This window comes from Bradyrhizobium arachidis, from assembly GCF_024758505.1.
Classification (GTDB): domain Bacteria; phylum Pseudomonadota; class Alphaproteobacteria; order Rhizobiales; family Xanthobacteraceae; genus Bradyrhizobium; species Bradyrhizobium manausense_C.
The window spans coordinates 6,257,280-6,280,596 of record NZ_CP077970.1 but is presented as its reverse complement, the minus strand read 5'-3'; the positions used below and the strand labels follow the sequence as shown (position 1 = coordinate 6,280,596).

The window sequence follows — 23,317 nt, the reverse complement described above, 5'->3', positions numbered from 1 at the left end:
ACCACTATTCGGACCTATCCCGCCTGCGCCAGCCTCGCGTCGATCTCTTCGCGCAGCAACGCGAAGTCGATCGGCTTGGTCAGAAGCCCGGTCGCGCCGTTTTCCAATGCCTTGCGTTTGGTGTCCGCATCGCCATAGGCGGTGATCATGATCACGGGCACTTCGGGCCGGATCTGCTTGACCTTGGGCAGCATCTCGAGCCCGGTCATGCCGGGCATGTTGATGTCGGAGAGGATCAGGATCAGCGACTGCCCGATATTGTTGGCGACACGGGTCAGGGCGTCCGCAGCCGAGCTGGCAAAATCCATCACAAAGCGCTGGGCGCGCAGATCGCGGCGAAATTGCTGGCGGAACAGGGCCTCGACGTCGGGCTCGTCATCCACCACGAGAACCATCACAGTCACGGCTAACCTCTGCTCTTGTCTGATAAATTACTTTTGCGCGGCAATTGGATCGTGAGCTCGGTAAACTCGCCCGGAAGAGTATCGACGTCTATTGTGCCACCATGCTGTTTCACGATGATGTCGTGGCTCATGGACAGGCCCAGACCTGTTCCTTCGCCGGCCGGCTTGGTCGTGAAGAAGGGGTTGAACATCTTCTCCTTCACGTCAGGCGGAATGCCGATGCCATTGTCGCGAATGCGGATTTCGACGCGGTCGCCGCGCGCCTGCGTGCTGGCGCGGAGCACAGGCTCGAATCCGCCGGCGGTCTCGCTGCGGCGCTTTGAGACCGCGTAAAAGCCGTTCGAGATCAGGTTCAGCAGCACCCGGGTGATCTCCTGCGGGAACACATCGATCGTACCGGCCGCGGGATCGAGGTCACGCTCGATCGTGATGTTGAACTGCGGCTTTTCGGCGCGCGCACCGTGATAGGCGAGGTTGAGGCTCTCCTCGACCAGCGCGTTGATATCGGTCGGCCGGTGCTCGCCTGAGCCCTCGCGCGAATGCAGCAGCATGTTCTTGACGATGGAATCGGCGCGCTTGCCGTGTTGGACTACCTTTTGCAGGTTGCCCTTCAAAAGTCTCGTCAGTTCATCGACTTCCGCCCGGATCTTGTCGGTGAGTGTTGCCGAGTTCAGAATGCCATTGAGCTCGTCCGTCAGCTCTGCGGAAAGCGCGGCAAAATTGTTGACGAAGTTGAGCGGGTTCTTGATCTCATGCGCGATCCCGGCGGTGAGCTGGCCGAGAGATGCGAGCTTCTCGGTCTGGATCAGGCGATCCTGCGCCGCGCGCAGTTCGTCCAACGATTTGGCAAGCTCCTTGGTGCGCGCCTGCACTTCGTTAAACAGCCGCGTGTTCTCGATCGCGATGAGGGCCTGGTCACGGAAGGATTCAGCGAGCGCGAGTTCGCTCTCGGCAAAATTGCCAAGACGGCTGCCGGCCAGTGCCAGTAGGCCGATGCATTCCTCGCCCCGCAAGAGCGGCAGAAATAGGGATGAATTGACGCCGAACATATCGCGAATATTGCGCTCATGCTCCGGCAGGTCGATTTTCGACCAGTCCGGCAGATGGAGTATCTTCTTGCTCAGGATGGCTCGCGAGGGGAAGTTGGCGGCGGGATCGATCGGCAGGTTGGCCGGGCCGAGCTCGGCCAGCGGTCCGTCGCGATTGGCGGCTGCGACGGGCGAATAAGTGTTGCCGTCGCAGCGCAGCACGAAACCGAGATCGCAACCGAGCAGGCGGACCGCAGTGAGGTTGATGGCGTCGAACACCGGCTGCACGTCAGTCGGCGACTGGCTGATAACCCGAAGAATTTCGGAGGTTGCGGTCTGCCGCTCCAGCGCCTCCTTGGTTTCGTTGAACAGGCGCGAGTCCTCGATGGCGATGACGGCCTGGTTGGCGAACGTTGAGACAAGGTCGATCTCGCGTTGCGTAAAGCCGCCCTTGGGTGTCCGCGTCAACAGAATGACACCAACTCCGCGTCCGTCACGGAGAAGGGGCACGGCCAGGAACGATTGGAACCCGATCAGTTGCTGGAATTTCGTCAGGTTTGTCGGCGTGTTCTCGAAGTCGGCAACGTTGACGATGCGCCGTTCCAGGACGGCCTTTCCCATGTTGGTCCCGGCGTCCAGCGGCACCGGCGTATTCCGCATGATATTGGCCGTCGATTCGTCGACCGCCGAAAGACCGCGGCCATGGAATACCTCATTCTCGAGCAGGAAGATGGCGCAAGCATCGCTCGAGCACAATTCGCGCGCCGATCCGGCCAGGGTGTTCATCACGACATCCAGGTCGAACGCCGATTGGCTGATGACCTTGAGCACGTCGGCGGTCGCCGTCTGCCGGGCCCAGGCTTCGTCGCGCTCCGCGGTCCGCTCCGCGAGCTGCCGGCGCAGGTCCGCGATGGCTTGGTCCGGATTGTCCTCGGGAGGGGGCATGTCGGTCATGGCGCGCGTTTGCTCAGCTTGCCGGATCCGTCTTGCCGGACGAGATGCCAGCGCGCGGCAGGACGATCACGAATTCGGTGAACATGCCGGGTTCGGTTTCCACGTCGATGCTGCCTCCGTGCTGTTTGACCACGATATCGTGGCTCATGGAAAGGCCGAGCCCGGTTCCTTCGCCCGCCGGCTTGGTCGTGAAGAAGGGATTGAACATCTTCTCCTTTACGTCAGGCGGAATACCGATGCCATTGTCGCGAATGCGGATTTCGACGCGGTCGCCGTGCGCCCGCGTGCTGGCGCGGAGCACAGGCTCGAATCTGCCTGCGGTTTCCCTGCCGCGCTTGGCGACCGCGTAAAATCCGTTTGAGATCAGGTTCAAAAGGACCCGCGTGATCTCCTGCGGGAATGCCTCGATCGTTCCGGCCTCGGGGTCGAGCTCGCGAGTGATTGTCACATTGAACTGCGGCTTTTCGGCGCGCGCGCCGTGATAGGCGAGGTTGAGGCTCTCCTCGACCAGCGCGTTCACGTCGGTCGGCCGGTGCTCGCCTGAGCCCTCGCGGGAATGCAGCAGCATGTTCTTGACGATGGAATCGGCGCGCTTGCCGTGCTGGACCACCTTCTCGAGGTTGTCCTTCAGAAGCCCTGTCAGTTCGTCGACCTCGCCACGGATGTCGTCAGTGAGCTTTGACGTGGCGAGCAGATCGTTCAGCTCCCCTGTCAGCTCGGCCGACAGCGCAGCAAAGTTGTTAACGAAGTTGAGCGGGTTCTTGATCTCATGCGCGATCCCGGCAGTGAGCTGGCCGAGCGAAGCGAGCTTTTCGGTCTGGACCAGGCGGTCCTGCGCGGTGCGTAATTCGTCGAGAGATTTCGCAAGTTCCTGGGTTCGTGCCTGAACCTCTTCGAACAGGCGAACATTCTCGATCGCGATCACGGCCTGGTCGGCGAACGTCGAAACAAGCGCGATTTGCTGCTCGGTAAAAGAGCGCACCTCGGTCCGACGAACCACGAGCGACCCGATGACCTCCTGCTCTCGCATGAGAGGTACGGCGAAAATTGTCCGGTGGCCCATGCGTCGCGCCATCTCGCATCCGATGGGAAACTCAACCTCCTCGGCTTGCAGGTCGTCGATGTGGATCGGCTTGCGATCGGCCACGGAACGTCCGGTAACCCAGGCCCTCGATATCGGAGATTGGGTGAAATCAATCGGGATTGGGCCATAGTGAGCGGCGACGCGGAGGATCTCGCCTGCTCGCAGGAAGAGTGCGGTGTCATAGGCTTCGCACAGGCGACACGCTGACTCCGTCAGCGTGTCAAACACTCTCTGCAAGTCGAAGGTTGAACGGCTGATCACCTTGAGCACTTCCGCGGTTGCGGTTTGCTGCTGCAAAGCCTCCGTGAGATCGCGCGTCTTGGCTTGCACCTCCTCGAACAGGCGAACGTTGCCGATGGCGATCACCGCCTGGTCTGCGAAGGTCTGCAGCAGCGCGACCTGTTTCTCCGTGAACGGATGCGCTTCGCGACGCCGAAGCGTGATCGCGCCGATGCTTTCGCCCTCGCGCAAGAGGGGTACGCTCAGGATGGAACGATGACCTTGCTCGCGCGCCCGTTTCTGCGCCTCTGGAAAGTCGTCGCCCTCGCTGGACAAGAGATCGGTGACATGCACCGGCCTCTGGTCGATCACCGCGCGGCCGGCTGTCCAGCCGCGGCTGATCCGCCAGTTGTTTGGAAACGCTGCGATGGGACCGTGATGAGCGCTATAGGCCAGTTCGTCGCCCGTCCTGAGGCGCAACGTGGCGTCATAGGCATCGCAGAGCTCGCAGGCGCTTTCGACGATGGCCTTGAGAACGGGGCCAACATCGGTCGGTGACGAGGCGATCACCTTGAGAATGTTGGCGCTGGCGGTCTGCGAGGTGAGGGCCTCTTCCACGTCGCGAGTGCGCTGCTGAACCTCGTTGAACAGGCGGACATTCTCGATCGCGATCACGGCCTGGTCAGCGAAGGTCGCGACCAACTCGATTTGCTTTGGCGTGAACGGTTCGACGCGCTGGCGTGCCAGCACGATCACTCCGATCGGTTCGTTCTCGCGCAACAACGGCACGCCGAGCGTCGTACGCTGGCCGGCCAGCGTCGTTGTTTCGCGCAGCGTGTATTCCGGATCTGCCATGACATCGAGAATCTGGATAGGGCGTTTTTCCAGCACCGCGCGACCTGTGACCGTGCCGCGATTGACCTTCAGCGGATGGGCCTTGAGGAACTCGATATAGGACTCGGTGTAGCCGACGGCAGCGCCAGCCAGGTACTCATCGCCCTGGTGGCGCATGATGAAGGCCATATCGGCGTCACAGAGCCTTGCTGCAGTGGCTACCAGCGTATCGAGCACCGGTTGGAGATCGAAGGTCGAGCGACTGATGGTCTTGAGCACGTCGCCGACCGCCGTCTGCTGCTGCAGCGACTCGCCGAGGTCGATGGTGCGCTGCCTGACCTCGTTGAACAGCCGCGCATTCTCGATCGCGATGGCGGCCTGGTCGGCGAAGGTCTCGACGAGCGCAATTTGCCTGTCCGTGAATGGACGGACCTCCAGATGATAGATCATCATGACGCCGAGCAATTCGTCGCCCTTGAGTATGGGCACGCCGAGCACGGTTCTGATCGCCTCGGCGTCCTTTGCGCCATAGGTATATTCGGAATCGGCGCGCACATCGGAAATATGGATCGTTCGCCGCTCGAGCGCGGCGCGCGCCGATGCGCTATGACGGCCGGGCCGGATCGGGTGCTGTGCAACCCACTCCTTGAAATCCGGAGACGCGTTGTAGGCCGCAACCATCCGCAGCAACTCTCCATCGAAGCGGAAGATGAACGCCCGATCGGCTCCGCACAGCCTTACGGATCGTTCAGCGATGGCGTCGAAAACCGGCACAAGGTCAAACGCGGAGCGACTGATGACCTGCAGGAGTTCGGAAGTCGCGGTTTGCTGCTGCAGCGACTGGCTCAGATCCTCGGTGCGTTGTCGGGTCTCGCTGAACAGCCGTGCGTTCTCGATGGCGATGGCGGCCTGATCGGCAAAAATCTGCTGCAGCGCCATTTCCTCGTCGGTGAATGGCTGGAGCCGGTCGCGGTAGACGATGAGTGCGCCGATCGCCTTACCTTCGCGGCGCAGCGGCGATCCCGACATCGAGCGCGTGCCGCCAGCGCGCGCGAAGGGCAGGCCGGGCCAGTCGGCGATCGCGGGGTCGACATTGTCGAGGTCGGGAACGTGAACCTGGCGGTTTTCGGCGACGATGACGCCGGGCATGTTGCGGCCGCCGATCTTGAGCTGGGCCTCCGGAACGCCCGCGCCGATGCGCTTCGAGCTTTCGCCGACGCGAATGATCTCGGACCAGCCGTCGCCTTGCGCGACATGGATGGCCGCGCTCGGCGCATCGAACAGGCGGGCCGAGGTCTCGGCGATCTGGTGGAGGATGCGGCGGGCGTCGCCCGGGGCGTTGGCCATCGCACCGAGAATCTCCGCGCTGGCATTGCGGCGATCGCGCCAGATGTCGAGGGTGCCGCGGAGCCGCGCAGCTTCGTTCTCTGCCGCGATCTGGCGGGTTAGCGCCTGCTCGCGCTGTGCGGCGCTCGCCTGCAACTTCTGCTCGAGCTCGGCAATCCTGGCTTTGAGCTCGGCCACCACGTCCTGCGGAAGGGCGGTCATTCCCGAAAATCCAAGTGGCCCGGCGCCTGGAGGGGCCGGGCCCAATCGCTGAAAGCCCGATTATTCCATCCTCAAACCCGTCCGGCCAGCGCTAACCTCACAAATATCGGGGTGTCCTAAGGGGCAATTCAGGTGCCGGGGCGGGACACCTCGGTCTCCTTGCTGGTAATGAATTCCAGCAGCACCGGCACGCCGTCCTTCGTCTTCTGGATGCCGCGCCTGATCGCCGGAATGATGTCTTCGGGTTTCGTGACGCGCTCGCCATAGCCGCCGAAGGCGCGCGCCATGGCGGCATAGTCGCCCGAAATATCCGTGGAGCGGTACTTTTCGGTCGAGATCGGCATCACCTTCAGTTCGATCGCCATCGAGAAATTGTTGAGCAGGATCGACATGATCGGGATGCGCTCGCGCACCGCGGTCTCAAAATCCATGCCGGTGAAGCCAATCGCCGCATCGCCCCAGACGTTGATGCAGAGCTTTTCGGGCTTTGCGAGCTTTGCGCCCATCGCAAGCCCGAGGCCGTAGCCGAGCTGCGTGGTCTTGCCCCAGCCGAGATAGGAGAGCGGCTCGACCGCCTTCCAGAACGGCGAGAGCTGATCGCGCGGGCTGCCGGCATCATGGGTGATGATGGTGCTGTGGATGTCGACGGTGTGCTGGAGATCCCAGAGCACGCGGTAGGGATTGAGCGGGGCGTCTTTGCTGGTGAGCTTCGGCATCCACTTTGCGAGCCACTCCTCGTGCGAGGCGGCGATCTCGGCTGCGACCGCGGATGCGTCACGGTCGGCGGTGACGGTCTTGCCGATCTCCTCCAGCAGCGCGTCGAGCACGAGGCCGGCATCGCCGACGAGGCCGATCTTCGCTTCGACGTCCTTGTTGAGATGGTTCGGATCGAGCGTGGAATGGATGATGGTCTTGCCCTTCGGCATCGCCACGCCAAAGCTGGTCTCGGTGAAGGAGCAGCCGATGCCGAAGATGACGTCGGCTTCGGCCAAGAATTTTGGCACCGCTCGCGGCACCGCGAGCCCGCCGGAGCCAAGCGAGAGCGGATGCGTCTCGGGGAAGGACGACTTTCCGCCGAGGCTGGTGGTGACGGGGATCGCGAGCCGTTCGGCGAGCCGCTTCAATTGCGCCCACGCCTGCGCGTAATGCACGCCCTGGCCGGCATAGATCACGGGACGTTTTGCGCCGACCAGAAGCGCGGCAGCTTCCTTTACATGGACGGGGTCGGCGCCGTAGCGCGTGCACAGTACCGGCGTGTAGTTGAGCGGCTCCGGAACTTCCTCGTTCCACATGTCGGCGGGGATTTCGACGATGACCGGCCCGCCGCGGCCGTTCTTCAGTTTTGTGAAGGCGCGGCGAAAGATATTGGCGACCTCGGCGGCCAGAATGATCGGCTCTGACGATTTCGAGAACGGCTTCATCGCCTCGCTGGAATTGAAGTTCGGCTCGATATGCGCAAGGCGCCGCTGATAGCCCATCGGCAGCACCAGCACCGGCACGGATTCGCCAAAACATTGCGCGACGCCGCCCATCGCGTTCTCGGCGCCGGGCCCGTGCTGCATGCAGAAGGCGCCGATCGAGCGGCCGGAGGTGACGCGGGAGATCGCATCCGCCATGTGCACGCCGACGCGCTCCTGCCGCACCATCACGGGGCGGATCTCGGCCTTGGCCGCGTGCTCGATCAGGTGGTTGACGGGATAGCCGCAGAGGATCTCGATCCCCTCGCGCCGCATGATTTCCGCTATCGCAGTGCCGAGCTTCATGACGTCTCTCTCCCAGGGCAGCAGGCCGGTTGGTCCGGCCGATTGATCGAGAGAGGATCAGGAATTTGCGGGAGCGTAAAGCGCGCGCGGCCGCGCGTCGCGGTAGGTCAGCTATGCAGCGCGATGCGCCATGGCGTGCCTTATTCGATGACGCGGTCAGCGCGCGCCAGGACGGTGTCTGGAATAGTGACGCCAAGGGCCGCCGCCGTCTTGAGGTTCACGACGAGCTCAAAAATCACGGGCTGCTCGACCGGATACTCAGCGGGATTGGCGCCTTTCAGAATCTTGTCGACGTATTGAGCCACCTTGATGTAGATCGCCTCGATCTTGGGGTGGTAGCTCGCCAGCGCGCCCAGTGCCACGAAAGGGCCCGATTGATAGACGGCGGGCAGTCCCGCTTTGGCGGCGAGAGTCGGAATTGAGGGGCGCGTCACATCGCCCAGCACGAACAGGGCGTCGCAGTGCTGCTGCTTCATCGTTTCAAATGCACCCTCGAGATCGCTGGGCGCGGGCGCCGGCACGCGGATAGCCTCAAGTCCCAGCGTCTTCATGGCGGTATCGGCCAGTTCGAATTGCTGCGGATGGGTGGAATTGCTGGACATCAGCACGGCAATGCGCCTTGCGGACGGCACGATCGTGTGGAGAAGCTCAACACCCTTGCCGACCGCATCGCCCATCATGTTGGCCATGCCCGTGATGTTTCCGCCGGGCCGGGTGAAGCTCTTGACGAAACCTGAGCCGACCGGATCGGTCGCGGGCGCCATGATGACGGGAATGGTCGACGTCGCGCGCTGAGCGGCTGCGATGGCGGGTGTCGCGATGGCGACGATGACGTCCGGATGCAGCGCGATCAACTCGGTCAGGAACGCAGGCAGGCGTTCAAATTTGCCCTCGGCGCTTCGGTCGTCGATGATGAGGTTCTTGCCTTCGACGTAACCCAGGGCCTTCATCTCGGCGCGAAAGACGTCGAACACCGCATGGTCGGCGGGATCGGCGAGCGAGCCGGGATAGAGATAGGCGACGCGCCAGACCTTCTGGCCTGCCTGCTGCGCCCTGGCGAGCGAAGGCCATGCAAGCGCGCTCCCGCCGATCATCGCGATGAAATTGCGTCGCAACATTGCTCAAACTCAAAATCAAAAAGCCGCGCCATTCTGAGCAGGACGCGGGAAAGTTTTCAACCTCCGCAAGGGGCAAATCGGACTGCGGATTATCGCGCGCCCGGCACGAGACCGGACAGGAGGTAGAGCGCGACCAACAGCGTCCCCACTGACAAGACCGTCGTCATCGACACCGTGGCCGCGACCAGAGGCTCCTCGACCTTGTGCTCGTGGGCCAGCACGTACACGGTCTTCGCCGTCGGCACGGCGGCGCAGATGACGGCGGCGACCGTGTAGAGGGGATTGAGGCCCGAGAGAACGCAAAGTGCGTAGACGATCAGCGGCATGATCACGAGCTTGACGGTCGAAAGCGCAATCGATGTCGCAAGGTGCGCCCGCAGGCCCTCGACCGACAGGCCGAGCCCGATGGCAAACAGCGCGCAGGGCGTGAGCGCGCCCGCGATGATGTTCAGATAGGCCGCGACCGGCGCCGGTATCGGCAAGCCTGCGGTCGCCCACGCCAAACCGATGAGCGTCGACAGTACCATCGGATTGAGCAGGATCTGCATCGCCAGCCCGCCGGCGGGTGCAGACGGCTCGCGCGCGCCCTGCCTTTCCAAGAGGATGACCGTGATCGGAAACATCACGGCCGCGACGAACACCGTGGCCACCGCCGCAGGCAAGACGGCAGGTTGGCCGTAGATGGCGTGCAGGATCGGCAGCGCGACGAAGCCGGTATTGGTCATCGCGGCCGTCATTCCATAGATCGTGCTGCTGGCAAGGTCATGCTTTCCCGTGGTGCGAACCGCCAGGAAGACGAGGGCGAAGCAGAGCAGCGAGCCGCCGCCGAATGCGAACAGAAAGCGCCATTCCAGGAGATTGCGCGCCGGCTCCTGCGCGATGGTGACGATCAACAGGGCCGGCATCGCCACGTTGTAGGCAAAATGGATCAGCCCGGTCGCGAGCGAGCGGGAGAGATAGCCGAGCGACCCGGCCAGCCAGCCGGTGACGATGATCGCGAATACGGGAAGGACCAGGCCAACGACTTCCATCCCCGCATCCCCCCCTTATTCCCCAAGCGTCGACGATACGCGCGCTGCATGTTACTCTGCCGATGTATCGTCGTCACCGTTCAACCTGCCCGCGCCGCCATGATCTGCGAATGGTCCAGGGGCGCGACTGCCGACCGACGGAGAGGTGCTCTCATGCGTTTTCCACTCGGCGAGGCGATCGTGGACATCATCGTCGATGACGACGATTTTTCCATTCCCATGTCCGAGTTCTTTCCCGACCGCGATCCGGAGTTGATCGAGAGGCACCGCGGCGTCCTGGAGCCTGATTTCTTCGATCTCGCCGGCGGCATGGCCAAATTCGCGATTCAGAGCTTTGTGCTGCGAACCGCGACGACGACGCTGCTAATCGACAGCTGCATCGGCGAGGGTAAGGATCGCCCCGAAATCCCCGTTTGGCATGAGCGGCGCGGCAGCGGCTTTCTCGATCGGTTGCGGCGGGCCGGCGTCGATCCCGCTGCCATCGATCTCGTGTTCTGCACCCATCTGCATGTCGATCATGTCGGCTGGAATACGCAGCGGGCGAACGGCCGTTGGGAGCCGAGCTTTCCCAATGCGCGCTATCTCTTCGGCCGCAACGAGCTCAACGCGTGGATGGATCAGCTGAGGGACGGCAGCGCTCTGCCCCTCCATGCGCGCGGGCTCGAGGACAGCGTCATTCCGATCGTCGAGGCGGGCCGCGCAGATCTCGTCGACGACGGCTATGAACTATGTGCGGGTCTTCGGCTCCTGCCGCTGCCGGGCCACACCAATGGCCAGATGGGGGTCGCGGTGGATTTTGCGCGAGATCGTGCGCTGTTTTGCGGAGATGCCGTGCACAATCCGCTGCAGATCTTTCAGCCGGGCCTGTCGACGTCGACATGTGTCGATCCCAGAACGGGAAGCGAAACGCGGCAGATGATCTTTGCAGAGGCTGCCGACAGCAGCCGGCTGCTCGTCCCCGCGCACTTTCGTGGCCAGCGCTGCGCGCATATCCACTCGGCTGGTGGCGGCTACGAACCGGTCTTTGATGTTCGACCTGGGTGAATTGCGCGAGTTGCCTGACAGGTAGCAGTATGCGCGATCTAGGCCGACGGCGGCAGAGTGCGGCGCTTCAGCGCCGCCGCGAGACGTCCGACCAGATCGCTCACGACGCGCGGCTGCGAACGCGCCGCGGTATCGGCGGCACGTTCTTCCTCGGTCGTGTCGCTCACGATGCCGATGTAGTTTCTTCTCGCGTCTTGCTGCTGCACGGGACCTGGCTCCAACGCGGCCACCTTGCTGCGCGGACAGGCAATCGAGGGTTAATTTAGTCTTCCGTAGGATTACTGTGGCGCATCGCGGGTGCGCCGCCAAGGTCGTTCACAGGACCAATGCACTTAACGAAGCGTTGACGCTTTTCGTCAACATCGCGGCAATCCCTTCACAATAGATTGCGCCTCTCGCACAACGGCGGAGAACCGCCAAATCCGTTTCGACAGGAGTCCTGAATGCGGCGGCTGATGATGAAGTTTCTCGCCAACCAATCCGGCGCGACCGCGATCGAGTACGCCCTGATCGCGGCCGGCATCAGCATCGTGATCGTGACGGCCGTCCAGGGGATCGGCACCGTGATGAACGACAAGTACGCGTCGGTCAGCACGTCGCTCAAATAGACGGAGCGTTTTCGAGCGAAGTGGATACCGGTTCGCGTCAAGAAAACGCGTCAGGACAGGAATCACGCGTCAGCGGCGTTCTTCGTTCAAGGCCCGCAACATGCCGATGCGGGCAAACATCAGCCATCCGCCACCCGTTTCCGCAGCGTTGATCAAGTTCTCGATCGCGACCTGCCAGCGTGGCTCGTGCTGCTCGGCTTCGCTCAACTGCATGATGTAGTCGGCCGCCTGCTGGAGCGTGCGCAGCTTGCGTCCGCCGGGCAGGGGGATCGGGTCGTCGAACGGCGTCGACCAGGGCATGTCAGGCCGGGCGATACGCGGGAAGGGACATCACGACAGCGTCGCCCGGAGGTGGTGCCGCTATCCGGCCTTCCTGCCGCGTGCCGGCGCACGCACGGGCTTGTCGGCCTTCTTCGGCGGCGCTTCCTTGTGCGTTTCCTTGGCGGCGGCGATCTTGCCGCCCTTGCCGGCGATCGGCAGCAGCATCTCGCGCTGACCCTCGACGCGCTTCTTCGGCTTCTTGGCCTTGCCGTTCGTCGTTTCCCTCGCCTTGGCAGCCGGCGCGGCTTCCTTCTCGGTCGCGAGGCTCTTCTTGAGCGCGTCCATCAGGTTGATGACGTTGCCGGCGGTCTTCGGTGCGGCCTTGGCCACGGGAAGGCCGTTGCGCTTCTTGTTGATGAGGTCGATCAGCGCGGTCTCGTAGTGATCCTCGAACATTTCAGGCTCGAACGCGCCGGACTTCTTCTCGACGATGTGCTTGGCGAGGTCGAGCATGTCCTTGGTGAGCTTCACGTCCTGAATGTCGTCGAAATAGTCCTTCTCGCCGCGCACTTCGTAAGGATAGCGCAACAGCGTGCCCATCAGGCCGTTCTCCAGCGGCTCGAGCGCGATGATGTGCTCGCGGTTGGTGAGCACGACGCGGCCGATCGCCACCTTGTCCATGGTGCGGATGGTTTCGCGGATCACCGCAAAGGCGTCGTGGCCGACCTTGCCGTCCGGCACGAGATAATAGGGACGGATCAGATAGCGGCTGTCGATGTCGGCCTTCGGAACGAACTCGTCGATCTCGATCGTGTGGGTCGAGTCCAGCGCGATGTCGTCGAGCTCGTCTTTGGTGACCTCGATATAGGTGTCGGTGTCGACCTTGTAGCCCTTGACGATGTCGTCGGACGTCACCTCGTCACCGGTCTCGGCATCGACCTTGAGGTATTTGATCCTGTGACCGGTCTTCTTGTTGATCTGGTTGAAGGACACCTTCTCGGTATCCGAAGTGGCCGGGTAGAGCGCGACCGGACAGGTCACGAGCGAGAGGCGCAAAAAACCCTTCCAATTGGCTCTGGGGGCCATGGGTTACTCCAAAAACCGGTTACTCCAAACGCAACTGGGACAGTCGGTGAGGATAACACCGGGGAACCCCGAATCATAGCGAGGGGCAGCTCTCAATCTTGCAACGACGTTAACCGTCCTCGTCATGCACCGCACAGGTCGAAACGGCTTGGCTGGGCTCGATCCCGGAACCCCGTTCGCGATGGGGCGTTGGCTCTGCGGACGACATGAGGCCGCGAGGAGGTCGCGGCATTTGGACGCTACAAGTCAGTAGTGAGGTCACCATGGCAACCCGACCGCAACATCAGATCGTCGAGACCCCGACCGAAGCACGCCAGGGTGAGCTGGGACCGTCAGTAGCCGCTCTGCTCACCGTCTCGACCGGACTTGCGATCCTGATCCTCGGCGTCATCTGGTTCGTGTTCTTCCGGACCTGATCATTCGCGCTTCCGACTCACCGCGTTCGGCGGCAGATTGCGCCCGTCGGGGCGGCGGCTTGCCGTCGCCCTGGCGGGCGCGGGCGTATGTCGGTACATGACCAAAAAGTAACTTTCGCAGGTTCCCCGCGTTCATATTCAGTTCACGCCGGGAGAGGTCATCTGGGGACGGATCTCGTGCAGCTCATTTTTTGGAGAGACGCGTGCGCCTGCTCGTTGTCGAGGACGACCCCGATCTCAATCGTCAGCTCACAAAAGCCCTGACCGACGCCGGTTACGTGGTCGACCGGGCCTTCGACGGCGAGGAGGGGCATTATCTCGGCGACAACGAGCCCTATGACGCCGTGGTGCTCGACATCGGCCTGCCGAAGAAGGACGGCATCTCGGTGCTGGAGGCCTGGCGGCGCAACGGCCGCACCATGCCGGTCCTGATCCTCACCGCGCGCGACCGCTGGAGCGACAAGGTTCAAGGCTTTGACGCCGGCGCCGACGACTATGTCGCAAAACCCTTCCATCTGGAGGAGGTGCTGGCGCGGATCCGCGCGCTGTTGCGCCGTGCAACGGGCCACGCCCAGAGCGAGCTTTCCTGCGGGCCGGTGACGCTCGACACCAGGACCGGCCGGGTCAGCGTGTCGGGCAATCCCGTGAAGATGACCTCCCACGAATACCGGCTGCTGGCCTATCTGATGCACCATTCGGGGCGCGTCGTCTCGCGCACCGAGCTGGTCGAGCATCTTTACGACCAGGATTTCGACCGCGACTCCAACACCATCGAGGTCTTTGTCGGCCGCATCCGCAAGAAGCTTGACGTCGACATCATCCAGACGGTGCGCGGGCTGGGCTACCTCCTGACTCCGCCGGCAGCGCCCGGGGCCTGAAGGAGAGCGTTTTCGAGCGAAGTGGATACCGATTCGCGTCAAGAAAACGCGTCAAAGCAAGAATCCTGGGGCTTGACCGTGCGGCCGGACGGGGCTCTTGGTCGGCTATGATCGTTTCCGACGCCCCGCCGTCCTGCGCCGGCCTCCGCGCCACCTTGGGCCCTTCCGATGCGCGCTAGCTCGCTTGCGAACCGCCTGTTCCTGTCGGCGACCGCCTGGCTCGTGGTCATTCTCGCCATCACCGGCGTCGTGCTGTCGTCGGTTTACAAGAACGCCACCGAACGCGCCTTCGACCGCCGTCTCAATCTCTATCTGCGCACCCTGATCGCCGAGGTGGCCACCCCCGACGAGCCGCCGGACCGTCAGTTTCAGTCGCTGGGCGAACCGCTGTTCGAGCTGCCGCTGTCCGGCTGGTACTGGCAGATCACCCGCACAGATACCGAAAAACCGGAAGCGCGTTCGTCGCGCTCGCTGTGGGACAAGAAGCTGCCCAAGCTGGAAGAGCAGGGTACCGAGCTTACGGCGGCCGGCATCCGGCTCGCTTATGTCGACGGCCCCGAAGGCCAGACGCTGCGCATGGTCGAGCGTCCCGTCGATCTCGGCGCCGACGGCAAATATCTCGTCAGCGTCGCGGGCGATGCCACCGAAATTTTCGACGAGACGCGCAGCTTCGACTATTACCTCGGCGGCACCTTTACCGCGCTCGGCGTCGTGCTGCTGCTGACCACGGTGTTCCAGGTCCGCTTCGGTCTTGCGCCCTTGAAGCGCATTTCGGAATCGATTGCCGACATCCGCTCAGGCCGCGCGGAACGGCTCGAAGGCGAATTCCCGGTTGAAATCGCGCCGCTGGCGCGCGAGACCAATGCGCTCATCGAGGCCAATCGCGAGATCGTCGAGCGCGCGCGCACCCATGTCGGCAATCTCGCGCATGCGATCAAGACGCCGCTGTCTGTCATCGTCAACGAGGCGGGCGCACACGCGGCCGACCCGTTCGCTTCGAAGGTGATGGAGCAGGCCGACGTGATGCGCGACCAGCTCGCCCATCATCTGGAGCGCGCGCGCATTGCCGCCCGTGTCTCGATCGTCTCGACCGTGACCGAGGTGGCGCCGACCATCGAGGCGCTGCGGCGCACGATGGAAAAGATCCATCGCGATCGCGCCATCGTCGTCGAGGCCAAGGCCGATCCGGCCGCAAAATTTCGCGGCGAGCGGCAGGACCTCGAGGAGATGGTCGGCAACCTCGTGGACAATGCCTGCAAATGGGCTGATACCCGCGTCTTCATTGAGGTCGCGGTGGAAGGCCGGAACAAGCCGGAGGCGGGGCACCGGATGCGGATCATCGTCGATGATGACGGACGGGGCCTGTCCGAGGCGGAGCGGGCCCAGGTCTCGCGGCGCGGCCAGCGGCTCGACGAGTCCAAGCCCGGGTCGGGGCTCGGCCTGTCCATCGTCACCGACCTTGCCTCGCTCTATGGCGGCAGCCTGACGCTCGGTCACGCGCCGATCGGCGGCCTGCGGGCGGAACTGGTGCTGCCCGGCGTTTAGTCGTTGTTCCGGCGAGGCTTTTCCTGACGAGTTCCAGAGCTTTTCGGGACAAAAGGCGTCGCTCCAGTCCAACTTCCTAAAGGGCTTCTTAACGCGCACGCCCCTATGATCGCGCACGGACGCACCCTGCCGTCCGCCAGACCACCGTGCATACCGGGCTCATGAGCCAGACATCGATCGAGCGGCTGAGAGACTATCTCGCGCAGCTCCCGCCGCAGGCGCAGGCGCTGCTGATGCGGGAGTTCGAGCGCGCGCTCGAACGCGGCCAGGACACGGCGGTGGCGACCCTCGTGCTCGACCAATTGCGCAGGATCGTGCGTGCCGCCGAGCCCGACGACGATGCGCCGGCGCGCAGTGGGGACCCGGCGCGCGTCCTGTTTCAGCCCCTCGAACCCTTCCTGGTCGATGCCGGCATTCCGATCCGCGTCGGCCAGATCCGCCGCTCCTCGCTGCAGCCGATCTGGCAGTGGCTGGGGCGTGACGGCGCTCCGGACCAGATGCGCGAGTTCGAAACCGCGCTCGGCCGCCTGTCCGACGAGGCCCAGGTGGAGTCGCTGGCCCGCAAGATGCAGGGCATAGCTGCGGATGCGATCTTTCAACTGACCGGCCCCGGCGGCGGCGACAAATCGCGCGCGCTCGCCCGCGTCGGACCGCCCAACGTGATCGAGGATCTCTATTCGATCGGCGCGGTGCTCCAGCTTCGCGAAGCGGTCGATGCGCTGAGCGGCCGCCTGCCGCGGTCCCTGCGCGCCTTCGGCGATTCCCAGATCGCTTCGGTGACGGCGGCGCTCAACGTTCCCGCCTTGCAGACGCCGCAGATGCTGCCGTTCGCGCTGACCATGGTGATCCAGCGCATGACGGCGCCCTGGCAGATCATCCGCCTCGCCATCAAGATGGCAGCCTCCGACGATGAGATCCGCGTCGCGGCGACGCCGTTCGGCGTGGCCGTCACCATCGCGCTGCACGATCTGTCCTGTCTGGCCGCGATGCTGCGCATGGACATCAAGCGCGGCCGCTTCGACAATATCGGCGAGAACCTGAAGGCGCTGCACGACGGCGTGCGCGGCCTTCGCACCGAGCTCGACCTGCGCAACGATTCCGCCTGGGGCAAGCAGCTCACCTCGATCCGCGCCGACATTTCCAACGCCCTGCAATCCGAGATCGACAGCGTTCCCGGCCGCGTTCGCCGCATCCTGCGCCAGCGCGCCGAGAAGGACATCCCGCCGGGCGCGCGGATCGACACCACCGAGGTGGAAGAGACCGTGGCGTTGATCGATTTCGTCGCGACCTGCCGCAACTATGCGAGCGAGCTCGCGATCAACGAGGTGACGCTGCGCACCTATTCCGACCTCCAGCAATATGTCGAGCGGTCCACGGAATCGCTGGTGCAATCGCTGCGTGCCGCCGACCTCAAGGTCCGCACCTACCGGCAGCAGCAGATGTCCGCCGCCATCCGCTTCTGCGAGGTGCTGTTCGGCGACGACTACGCCTCGCTGATGAGCCGGGCGGCCGAGAATGCGCTGACCGGCGAGCGCAAATCGTCGCGCGCCGGCTGACATCACGCGAAAAATTTCCGCCTACAAGTTATAGTTGACGTTGTTCATAGCGCAACGTACGGTCCGCGCGCAGTTCGGGACAAACTCGCGCATGAAACCCATCATCAGCTTCGTGGAAATTGAGAACCGCGTCATCTCGGCGACCTATCGCAGCTTGATGATCAGGGCCAAGGTCGTGCTGGTTGAGAAGGCGAGCGGCCGACAACTCGTCGAGCCCGTCACGACCATTGCGTCCCCCGTTCCCGTCGGCGCGCTGCGCATCCGGCTGCCCGATACGATCAGGCCGGGAACCTATTTTCTGAAAGCCCTCAACGGCCATGGCGAGGACGCCGCGCGAAGCATCGAGTTTGAGGTCGGCTAAGCCGTTGTATCAGAACCATTTCGGCCCCGGATTGCCGTCGCGCCCAATTGACAATTGTCAATTGGCGCCCCGCCTAGGCGTGGTGTAAAGCGACGGTAACGGCGCGGGTCACGCGCCTGCCGGAAACCTGCCTGATGACGCTTTGGTTCGTGTTCGCGCTGATGACGGTCGCGGCGATCTTCGCCGTGCTCTGGCCGCTCGGCCGTGGCGGTCGCGCGGCCAGCCAAGACCTTGAAGGTCAAGGCAGCGAGACTGCGGTCTACAAGGACCAACTCGCCGAGATCGAGCGGGATCTCGCCTCCGGCCTGATCGCCGCACCTGAGGCCGAAGCCGCGCGGGTCGAGATCGGCCGCCGGCTGCTGGCGGCCGCAGGTGCGGAACAGGCGTCCGCCGGCCGGTCCAACGTGACATGGCGACGTGCCGCGGCGGTGCTGGCGCTGGTCGGATTGCCGCTCGTCGCCATCGGTGTCTATGCGCCCCTGGGCTCGCCCCGGCTTCACGACGCTCCGCTCGCCGAGCGCAGCCGCGCGCCCAACATGGCGCAGTCGCTCGAAAACCTCGTGACGCAGGTCGAGCAGCATCTGGAGAAGAACCCGACCGACGGCCGCGGCTGGAACGTTCTCGCGCCGGTTCTCGAACGGCTCGGCCGCTACGACGACGCGGTGCGCGCCTATCGCAACGTGCTGACCTATAGCGGCGAGAACGCCGAGCGTCACTCCGATCTCGGCGAGGCGCTGTCGGCGGCCGCGGGCGGCGTGGTGACGGCGGAAGCCAAGGGCGAGTTCGAGCGCGCGCTCGCGCTCAACGCCGAGGAGCCGAAGGCGAACTATTTTCTCGGCCTTGCGGCCGAGCAGGACGGCCGCAAGGACGATGCGGCAAAGATCTGGCGCACGCTGCTGGCGAAGGCGCCGGCCGACGCGCCGTGGCGTCCACTGGTAGCGTCGTCGCTGGTGCGGGTCGGCGGCAGCGCTGTGCCTGCGCTCTCGGACGAGACGCTCGCGGCGGCCAAGGATTTGAGCGAGGGCGACCGCGGAGCGATGGTGCGCGGCATGGTCGAGCGGCTTGCGACGCGGCTCAAGCAGAATGGCGACGACGTCGACGGCTGGCTGCGCCTGGTGCGCGCCTATCTCGTGATGGGCGAGCGCGACAAGGCGAAGGCGGCGCTCTCAGATGCGCGCCAGGCGGTTGCCAACGATTCGGACCGGTTGCGCCAGCTCAACGAGGGCCTGAAGAATATGGGGCTCGATGGATGACGATCGCGGGACGATTTAGCTCGGGAAGAGATCTGCCATGACGCGCAAGCAGCGACGTATGACAATCATCGGCGGATCGCTCGCGGTGCTCGCGCTCGCGGCCGCGCTGGTGCTGAACGCGCTTCGCGACTCCATCGTGTTCTTCTCGACCCCGACCATGGTGGCCGAGAAGCACGTCGAGCCCGGCAAGCGGTTCCGCCTCGGCGGCCTGGTGCAGCCCGGCTCGCTCCAGCGCGGCGACAATCTCGCGGTGAGCTTCGAGGTCGCTGACGGCAATGCAAAACTGCCGGTTGCCTACAAGGGCATTTTGCCCGACCTGTTCCGCGAAGGGCAGGGCGTCGTCGCCGAAGGTGCGCTCGATGCCAACGGCGTCTTCAAGGCCGACACGGTGCTGGCCAAGCACGACGAGACCTACATGCCCAAGGAAGTCGCCGACGCCCTGAAGAAGCAGGGGCACTGGAAGGACGATTACGGCGCAAAACCAGGGGTGACCGCGCAGGGCGATCCGAAGGGAGCCGTGCGGTGATCGCGGAATCGGGACATTACGCGCTGGTGCTCGCGCTTGCGCTGGCGCTGATCCAATCGATCGTTCCCCTGATCGGCGCGCGCCTGCAGGACGCTGCGCTGATGAATGTCGCGCGCTCGACCGCGCTGGCGCAGCTCCTGTTCGTCGGCGCGTCCTTTGTCGCGCTCGTGACGCTGCACGTCGCCTCGGACTTCTCCGTCGCCAACGTCTATGAGAACTCCCACTCCATGAAGCCGCTGATCTACAAGATTACCGGCGTGTGGGGAAACCATGAAGGCTCGATGCTGCTGTGGGTGTCGATCCTGGCGCTGTTCGGCGGCCTCGTCGCGGCCTTCGGCAACAATCTGCCGCTGTCGCTGCGCGCGCATGTGCTTGCCGTGCAGGCCTGGGTCGCCAGCGCCTTCTATCTCTTCATCCTGATGACATCGAACCCGTTCCTGCGCATCGCCAATCCGCCGATCGAGGGGCGCGATCTCAATCCGGTGCTGCAGGACATTGGCCTGGCCGTGCATCCGCCGATGCTCTATCTCGGCTATGTCGGCTTCTCGATCTCGTTCTCCTTTGCGATCGCGGCGCTACTGGAGGGCCGGATCGACGCGGCCTGGGCGCGCTGGGTGCGGCCGTGGACGCTGATGGCGTGGATCTTCCTCACGCTCGGCATCGCCATGGGCTCGTACTGGGCCTATTACGAGCTCGGCTGGGGCGGCTGGTGGTTCTGGGATCCGGTCGAGAACGCCTCGCTGATGCCCTGGCTTGCCGGCACGGCGCTGTTGCATTCGGCGCTGGTGATGGAGAAGCGCAACGCGCTAAAAGTCTGGACCATCTTGCTGTCGATCCTGACCTTCTCGCTGTCGCTGCTCGGCACCTTCCTGGTGCGCTCGGGCGTGCTCACCTCGGTGCACGCCTTTGCCAGTGATCCCACCCGCGGCGTGTTCATCCTGCTCATTCTCTGCGTCTTCATCGGCGGCAGCCTCAGCCTCTATGCCGCGCGCGCCTCGTCGTTGAAGCAGGGCGGGCTGTTCGCGCCGATTTCGCGCGAGGGCGCGCTGGTGCTGAACAACCTCTTCCTCACCACGGCCTGTGCAACCGTGCTGGTCGGAACGCTCTATCCGCTCGGGCTCGAGGTGTTGACCCACGAGAAGATTTCGGTCGGCGCGCCGTTCTTCAACCTGACCTTTGGCCCGCTGTTCGTGCCGCTCCTGATTGCGGTGCCGTTCGGACCGATGCTGGCCTGGAAGCGCGGCGATCTGCTTGGCGCGGCGCAGCGGCTGATTGCGGCCGGCATCGGCGCGCTATTCGTGCTCGCTCTGGTGTGGGCCTGGGCGCGCGGCGGCAGCGCGCTGGCGGCGCCCGCGATCGCACTCGCCGTCTTCGTCATCCTGGGCGCGCTCACCGACCTCGTCGAGCGCACGGGCCTCTTCCGCGTGCCCGTCGCGACGGCGCTGCGCCGCGCGCGCGGATTGCCGCGCTCGGTCTGGGGCACGGCGTTCGCGCATGCCGGCCTCGGCATAGCCCTGATCGGGATCGTCTGCGAGACCACCTGGAACAGCGAATATATCGGCACCATGAAGCCCGACGACGTCGCCAAGGTCGCCGGCTACGAGTTGAAGCTCGACGGCCTGTTTCAGCGCCAAGGTCCGAACTACCGCGAGATGATCGCCGAGTTCAACATCAGTCGCGATGGTGAGACGCTCAGCAAATTGGCGCCGTCGAAGCGCAGCTTCACCACGCGCGGTTCGTCAACCACGGAAGCAGCACTGCTGACCCGCGGCGCGAGCCAGCTCTACGTTTCGCTCGGCGATGTCACGGCCGAGGGCGCCATCGCGGTGCGCATCTATCACAAGCCGCTGGTGCTGCTGATCTGGTGGGGGCCGGTGCTGATGGCCTTTGGCGGCATGCTGTCGCTCTCGGATCGGCGGCTGCGGGTCGGCGCGCCAAAGCCGGCGCGGGCGCAGCAGCGCCTCCAGCCGGCGGAGTGATTTTGATGCGTCGGATGATGGCGGCGATCTTCGCGCTCGTGCTGCTCGGGCTTCCGGCCGTGCACGCCGTGCAGCCCGACGAGATCATGGCCGATCCCGCCAAGGAAGCCCGCGCACGCGAATTGTCGCGCGAACTGCGCTGCATGGTCTGCCAGAACCAGTCGATCGACGATTCCGAGGCGCCGCTGGCGCGCGATCTGCGGCTGTTGGTGCGCGAGCGCATCTCCGCCGGTGACAGCAATTCGCAGGTGATCGATTTCCTCGTTGCACGCTACGGCGAGTTCGTGCTGCTGAAGCCGCGCTTCGAACGCCAGACCATGCTGCTGTGGCTGCTGACGCCGCTGGCGCTGATTGCGGGCGGTCTGGCACTGTGGCTACAAATCCGGCGCCGCGCAGGAGGCGACGGCGAGGTATCGCTGCCGCTGACGCCCGAGGAAGAGGCGAGGCTGGCTGCGTTGATGTCCGATACGCCAACTGCCGTTGCAAAAGATGCATCCGTGCGACCGGACTCCATCTGTGGGGCCGGACCAGGCGCGTCCGCACGTTAGTGGACGAGTTCGGACGCGGCCAGCAAGAGAGCGCCAGATCCGTAGAGCTGGGTGTCCGTGATCTGAACGGCGTCCGGCCTGTCGCCGATCGGCTGCACGCGGCCGAGCCTGCCGTTGGTCGTCGCCGATGCCAGAGCCTGCCAGCCTCGTTTGACCACTGGACTAAACCGCTTTGCGTCGAGAAGTCCCATCCGCATCCCTGCGGCAAGGCCGTAGGTCAGGAGACCGGTGCAACTGGATTCTGGAGTGCCTGTGTCGTGCGGAGCGAGTAGCGACGTGGACCAGAAGCCATCCGGGCGCTGGAGGCTCGCTACGCGATCGGCGATCTCGACGAACAGTTTGACGTATTTCTCGCGCAGCGGGTCGCCGGAGCGAAGCTCGCGCAGGATGTTGGCAAGCCCGGCGAGCACCCAGCCGTTACCGCGGCCCCACAGTATCTTTTCGCCATGCTCACCAGTTTTCCCGATAAAGCGGCTGTCGCGGTAGAACAGGTGCTCCTGGCTATCGAACAGGACGTCTTTCGTGGCCCAGAATTCCCTGTCGGCATAGTCACGGAAGCGCCGGTCCTTCTGGATGCGGGCAATGCCGAACCATGTGGCTGGCCCCATGAAGATGGCGTCGGACCAGCACCATCGCCGCATGCACTCCGCGTTGTCGAACTCGAGCGAGACCTGTGGCGGGTGCTGGAGGATATATTCCAGCCGCTGCACGGTCGCCTCGATCATGCGTCGGTCGCCGAAACGATCGTAGGCCGCGATGTAGACCTGCCCGATGGCATGATCGTCCGCTGAGTAGATCGGGAGTGTCCCGTCGCTGTTGGCGATCTGCCAGCCGGTGCGTTCTCCAAGCTCTCGGATCGCGTCGAAGTATTTCCTCTGACCTGGTGTCGCGGCCCATCTTGCGAGACCGATATAGAAGGCGGCGCGTGTCCAATCCGTTTCAGGCGCATGGGGCGCTTCATGGAGATATGACACCTGCCAGCTCGCAACTTGCTGGGCCGTATTGCGCACGGTTGCCGGTGCGAGCGGAGCGGTGAGCAGGATGGCCGTCAGTGCAACTGCCTTCATGCTTCTGTTCCAGACTGCTGATTATCGGCGGGTAGAACCACGAGATTATCACCCGCTTTCGCGGTGTGGCGGGAGAGAACGGCGCACGTTTCCGCCACGTTCGGGAACCCAATTAAGCCCCTGTGGAACCACGACCTTTAGCCTGCGCTAAACTGCCGCATCCGCCGCAGCCCTTTATTACAAAACTTTAACCCCGCCGCCAGCGC

General features: G+C 64.1%; 21 protein-coding genes. 11 read left to right on the top strand and 10 right to left on the bottom strand.

Going from position 1 to position 23,317, the window contains the following annotated elements:
• Positions 1–14: 14 nt before the first annotated feature.
• From KUF59_RS29065 to KUF59_RS29035, 6 genes are all read right to left on the bottom strand, one after another.
• Positions 15–404 (bottom strand): response regulator, encoded by a 390-nt coding sequence (locus KUF59_RS29065; protein WP_212455623.1) that lies wholly within the window; start codon positions 402–404, stop codon positions 15–17.
• A 2-nt stretch (positions 405–406) separates the two neighbouring features.
• Positions 407–2,386: a GAF domain-containing protein gene (locus KUF59_RS29060; RefSeq protein ID WP_249139981.1), complete on the bottom strand. Its 1,980-nt coding sequence runs from the start codon at positions 2,384–2,386 to the stop codon at positions 407–409.
• A gap of 13 nt (positions 2,387–2,399) precedes the next feature.
• Positions 2,400–6,071 (bottom strand): GAF domain-containing protein, encoded by a 3,672-nt coding sequence (locus KUF59_RS29055; protein ID WP_212455622.1) that lies wholly within the window; start codon positions 6,069–6,071, stop codon positions 2,400–2,402.
• A 128-nt stretch (positions 6,072–6,199) separates the two neighbouring features.
• Complete coding sequence (locus KUF59_RS29045; RefSeq protein ID WP_212455621.1) at positions 6,200–7,834, bottom strand: thiamine pyrophosphate-requiring protein; 1,635 nt, start codon at positions 7,832–7,834, stop codon at positions 6,200–6,202.
• A 140-nt stretch (positions 7,835–7,974) separates the two neighbouring features.
• Entirely contained in the window at positions 7,975–8,952 is a 978-nt protein-coding gene (locus KUF59_RS29040) for an ABC transporter substrate-binding protein (RefSeq protein WP_212455620.1), read from the bottom strand.
• Positions 8,953–9,041: 89 nt separating this feature from the next.
• Positions 9,042–9,983, bottom strand: a complete 942-nt coding sequence (locus tag KUF59_RS29035) for an AEC family transporter (RefSeq protein ID WP_212455619.1) — start codon at positions 9,981–9,983, stop codon at positions 9,042–9,044.
• Between the two features lie 153 nt (positions 9,984–10,136).
• Here KUF59_RS29035 and KUF59_RS29030 point away from each other — a divergent pair, with 153 nt between their 5' ends.
• Complete coding sequence (locus tag KUF59_RS29030; RefSeq protein ID WP_212455618.1) at positions 10,137–11,027, top strand: MBL fold metallo-hydrolase; 891 nt, start codon at positions 10,137–10,139, stop codon at positions 11,025–11,027.
• Positions 11,028–11,065: 38 nt separating this feature from the next.
• Here the strand turns inward: KUF59_RS29030 and KUF59_RS29025 are convergent, their stop codons facing one another.
• On the bottom strand, positions 11,066–11,233 hold the full coding sequence (locus tag KUF59_RS29025; protein WP_212455617.1) for a hypothetical protein: 168 nt from the start codon (positions 11,231–11,233) through the stop codon (positions 11,066–11,068).
• Positions 11,234–11,470: 237 nt separating this feature from the next.
• Between KUF59_RS29025 and KUF59_RS29020 the strand changes: the two genes are divergently transcribed.
• Positions 11,471–11,635, top strand: a complete 165-nt coding sequence (locus KUF59_RS29020) for a Flp family type IVb pilin (protein WP_212455616.1) — start codon at positions 11,471–11,473, stop codon at positions 11,633–11,635.
• A gap of 69 nt (positions 11,636–11,704) precedes the next feature.
• On the opposite strand, the gene KUF59_RS29015 is transcribed toward KUF59_RS29020, so the two are convergent.
• Together KUF59_RS29015 and ku are read right to left on the bottom strand one after the other, a co-directional pair.
• A complete protein-coding gene (locus KUF59_RS29015; protein WP_212455615.1) occupies positions 11,705–11,935 on the bottom strand; it encodes a hypothetical protein in 231 nt (76 codons plus the stop codon).
• 60 nt (positions 11,936–11,995) lie between these two features.
• Positions 11,996–12,982: a non-homologous end joining protein Ku gene (gene ku, locus KUF59_RS29010; RefSeq protein WP_212455614.1), complete on the bottom strand. Its 987-nt coding sequence runs from the start codon at positions 12,980–12,982 to the stop codon at positions 11,996–11,998.
• Between the two features lie 263 nt (positions 12,983–13,245).
• Between ku and KUF59_RS29005 the strand changes: the two genes are divergently transcribed.
• The 9 genes from KUF59_RS29005 (at position 13,246) to KUF59_RS28965 (ending at position 22,044) form a co-directional block, all read left to right on the top strand.
• Positions 13,246–13,398, top strand: coding sequence for a hypothetical protein (locus KUF59_RS29005; protein ID WP_212455613.1), 153 nt, complete (start codon positions 13,246–13,248; stop codon positions 13,396–13,398).
• A 203-nt stretch (positions 13,399–13,601) separates the two neighbouring features.
• Positions 13,602–14,276: a response regulator transcription factor gene (locus KUF59_RS29000; RefSeq protein WP_212455612.1), complete on the top strand. Its 675-nt coding sequence runs from the start codon at positions 13,602–13,604 to the stop codon at positions 14,274–14,276.
• Positions 14,277–14,444: 168 nt separating this feature from the next.
• Positions 14,445–15,821 carry a sensor histidine kinase gene (locus KUF59_RS28995; RefSeq protein ID WP_212455611.1) on the top strand — a complete coding sequence of 459 codons (1,377 nt, stop codon included), beginning with the start codon at positions 14,445–14,447 and terminating at the stop codon, positions 15,819–15,821.
• Between the two features lie 161 nt (positions 15,822–15,982).
• A complete protein-coding gene (locus KUF59_RS28990; protein ID WP_212455610.1) occupies positions 15,983–17,377 on the top strand; it encodes a hypothetical protein in 1,395 nt (464 codons plus the stop codon).
• A gap of 91 nt (positions 17,378–17,468) precedes the next feature.
• Entirely contained in the window at positions 17,469–17,738 is a 270-nt protein-coding gene (locus KUF59_RS28985; RefSeq protein ID WP_212455609.1) for a hypothetical protein, read from the top strand.
• 134 nt (positions 17,739–17,872) lie between these two features.
• Positions 17,873–18,991, top strand: a complete 1,119-nt coding sequence (gene ccmI, locus KUF59_RS28980; RefSeq protein ID WP_212455608.1) for a c-type cytochrome biogenesis protein CcmI — start codon at positions 17,873–17,875, stop codon at positions 18,989–18,991.
• Between the two features lie 37 nt (positions 18,992–19,028).
• On the top strand, positions 19,029–19,517 hold the full coding sequence (gene ccmE, locus KUF59_RS28975; protein WP_212455607.1) for a cytochrome c maturation protein CcmE: 489 nt from the start codon (positions 19,029–19,031) through the stop codon (positions 19,515–19,517).
• A complete protein-coding gene (locus KUF59_RS28970) occupies positions 19,514–21,496 on the top strand; it encodes a heme lyase CcmF/NrfE family subunit (RefSeq protein ID WP_258767272.1) in 1,983 nt (660 codons plus the stop codon). Before ccmE ends, KUF59_RS28970 begins: the two co-directional genes overlap by 4 nt.
• Positions 21,497–21,501: 5 nt before the next feature.
• Entirely contained in the window at positions 21,502–22,044 is a 543-nt protein-coding gene (locus KUF59_RS28965; protein WP_212455605.1) for a cytochrome c-type biogenesis protein, read from the top strand.
• Here KUF59_RS28965 and KUF59_RS28960 read toward each other — a convergent pair.
• Positions 22,041–23,111, bottom strand: a complete 1,071-nt coding sequence (locus tag KUF59_RS28960) for a glycoside hydrolase family 88/105 protein (RefSeq protein WP_212455604.1) — start codon at positions 23,109–23,111, stop codon at positions 22,041–22,043. The genes KUF59_RS28965 and KUF59_RS28960 overlap by 4 nt on opposite strands.
• Between the last annotated feature and the right edge of the window lie 206 nt (positions 23,112–23,317).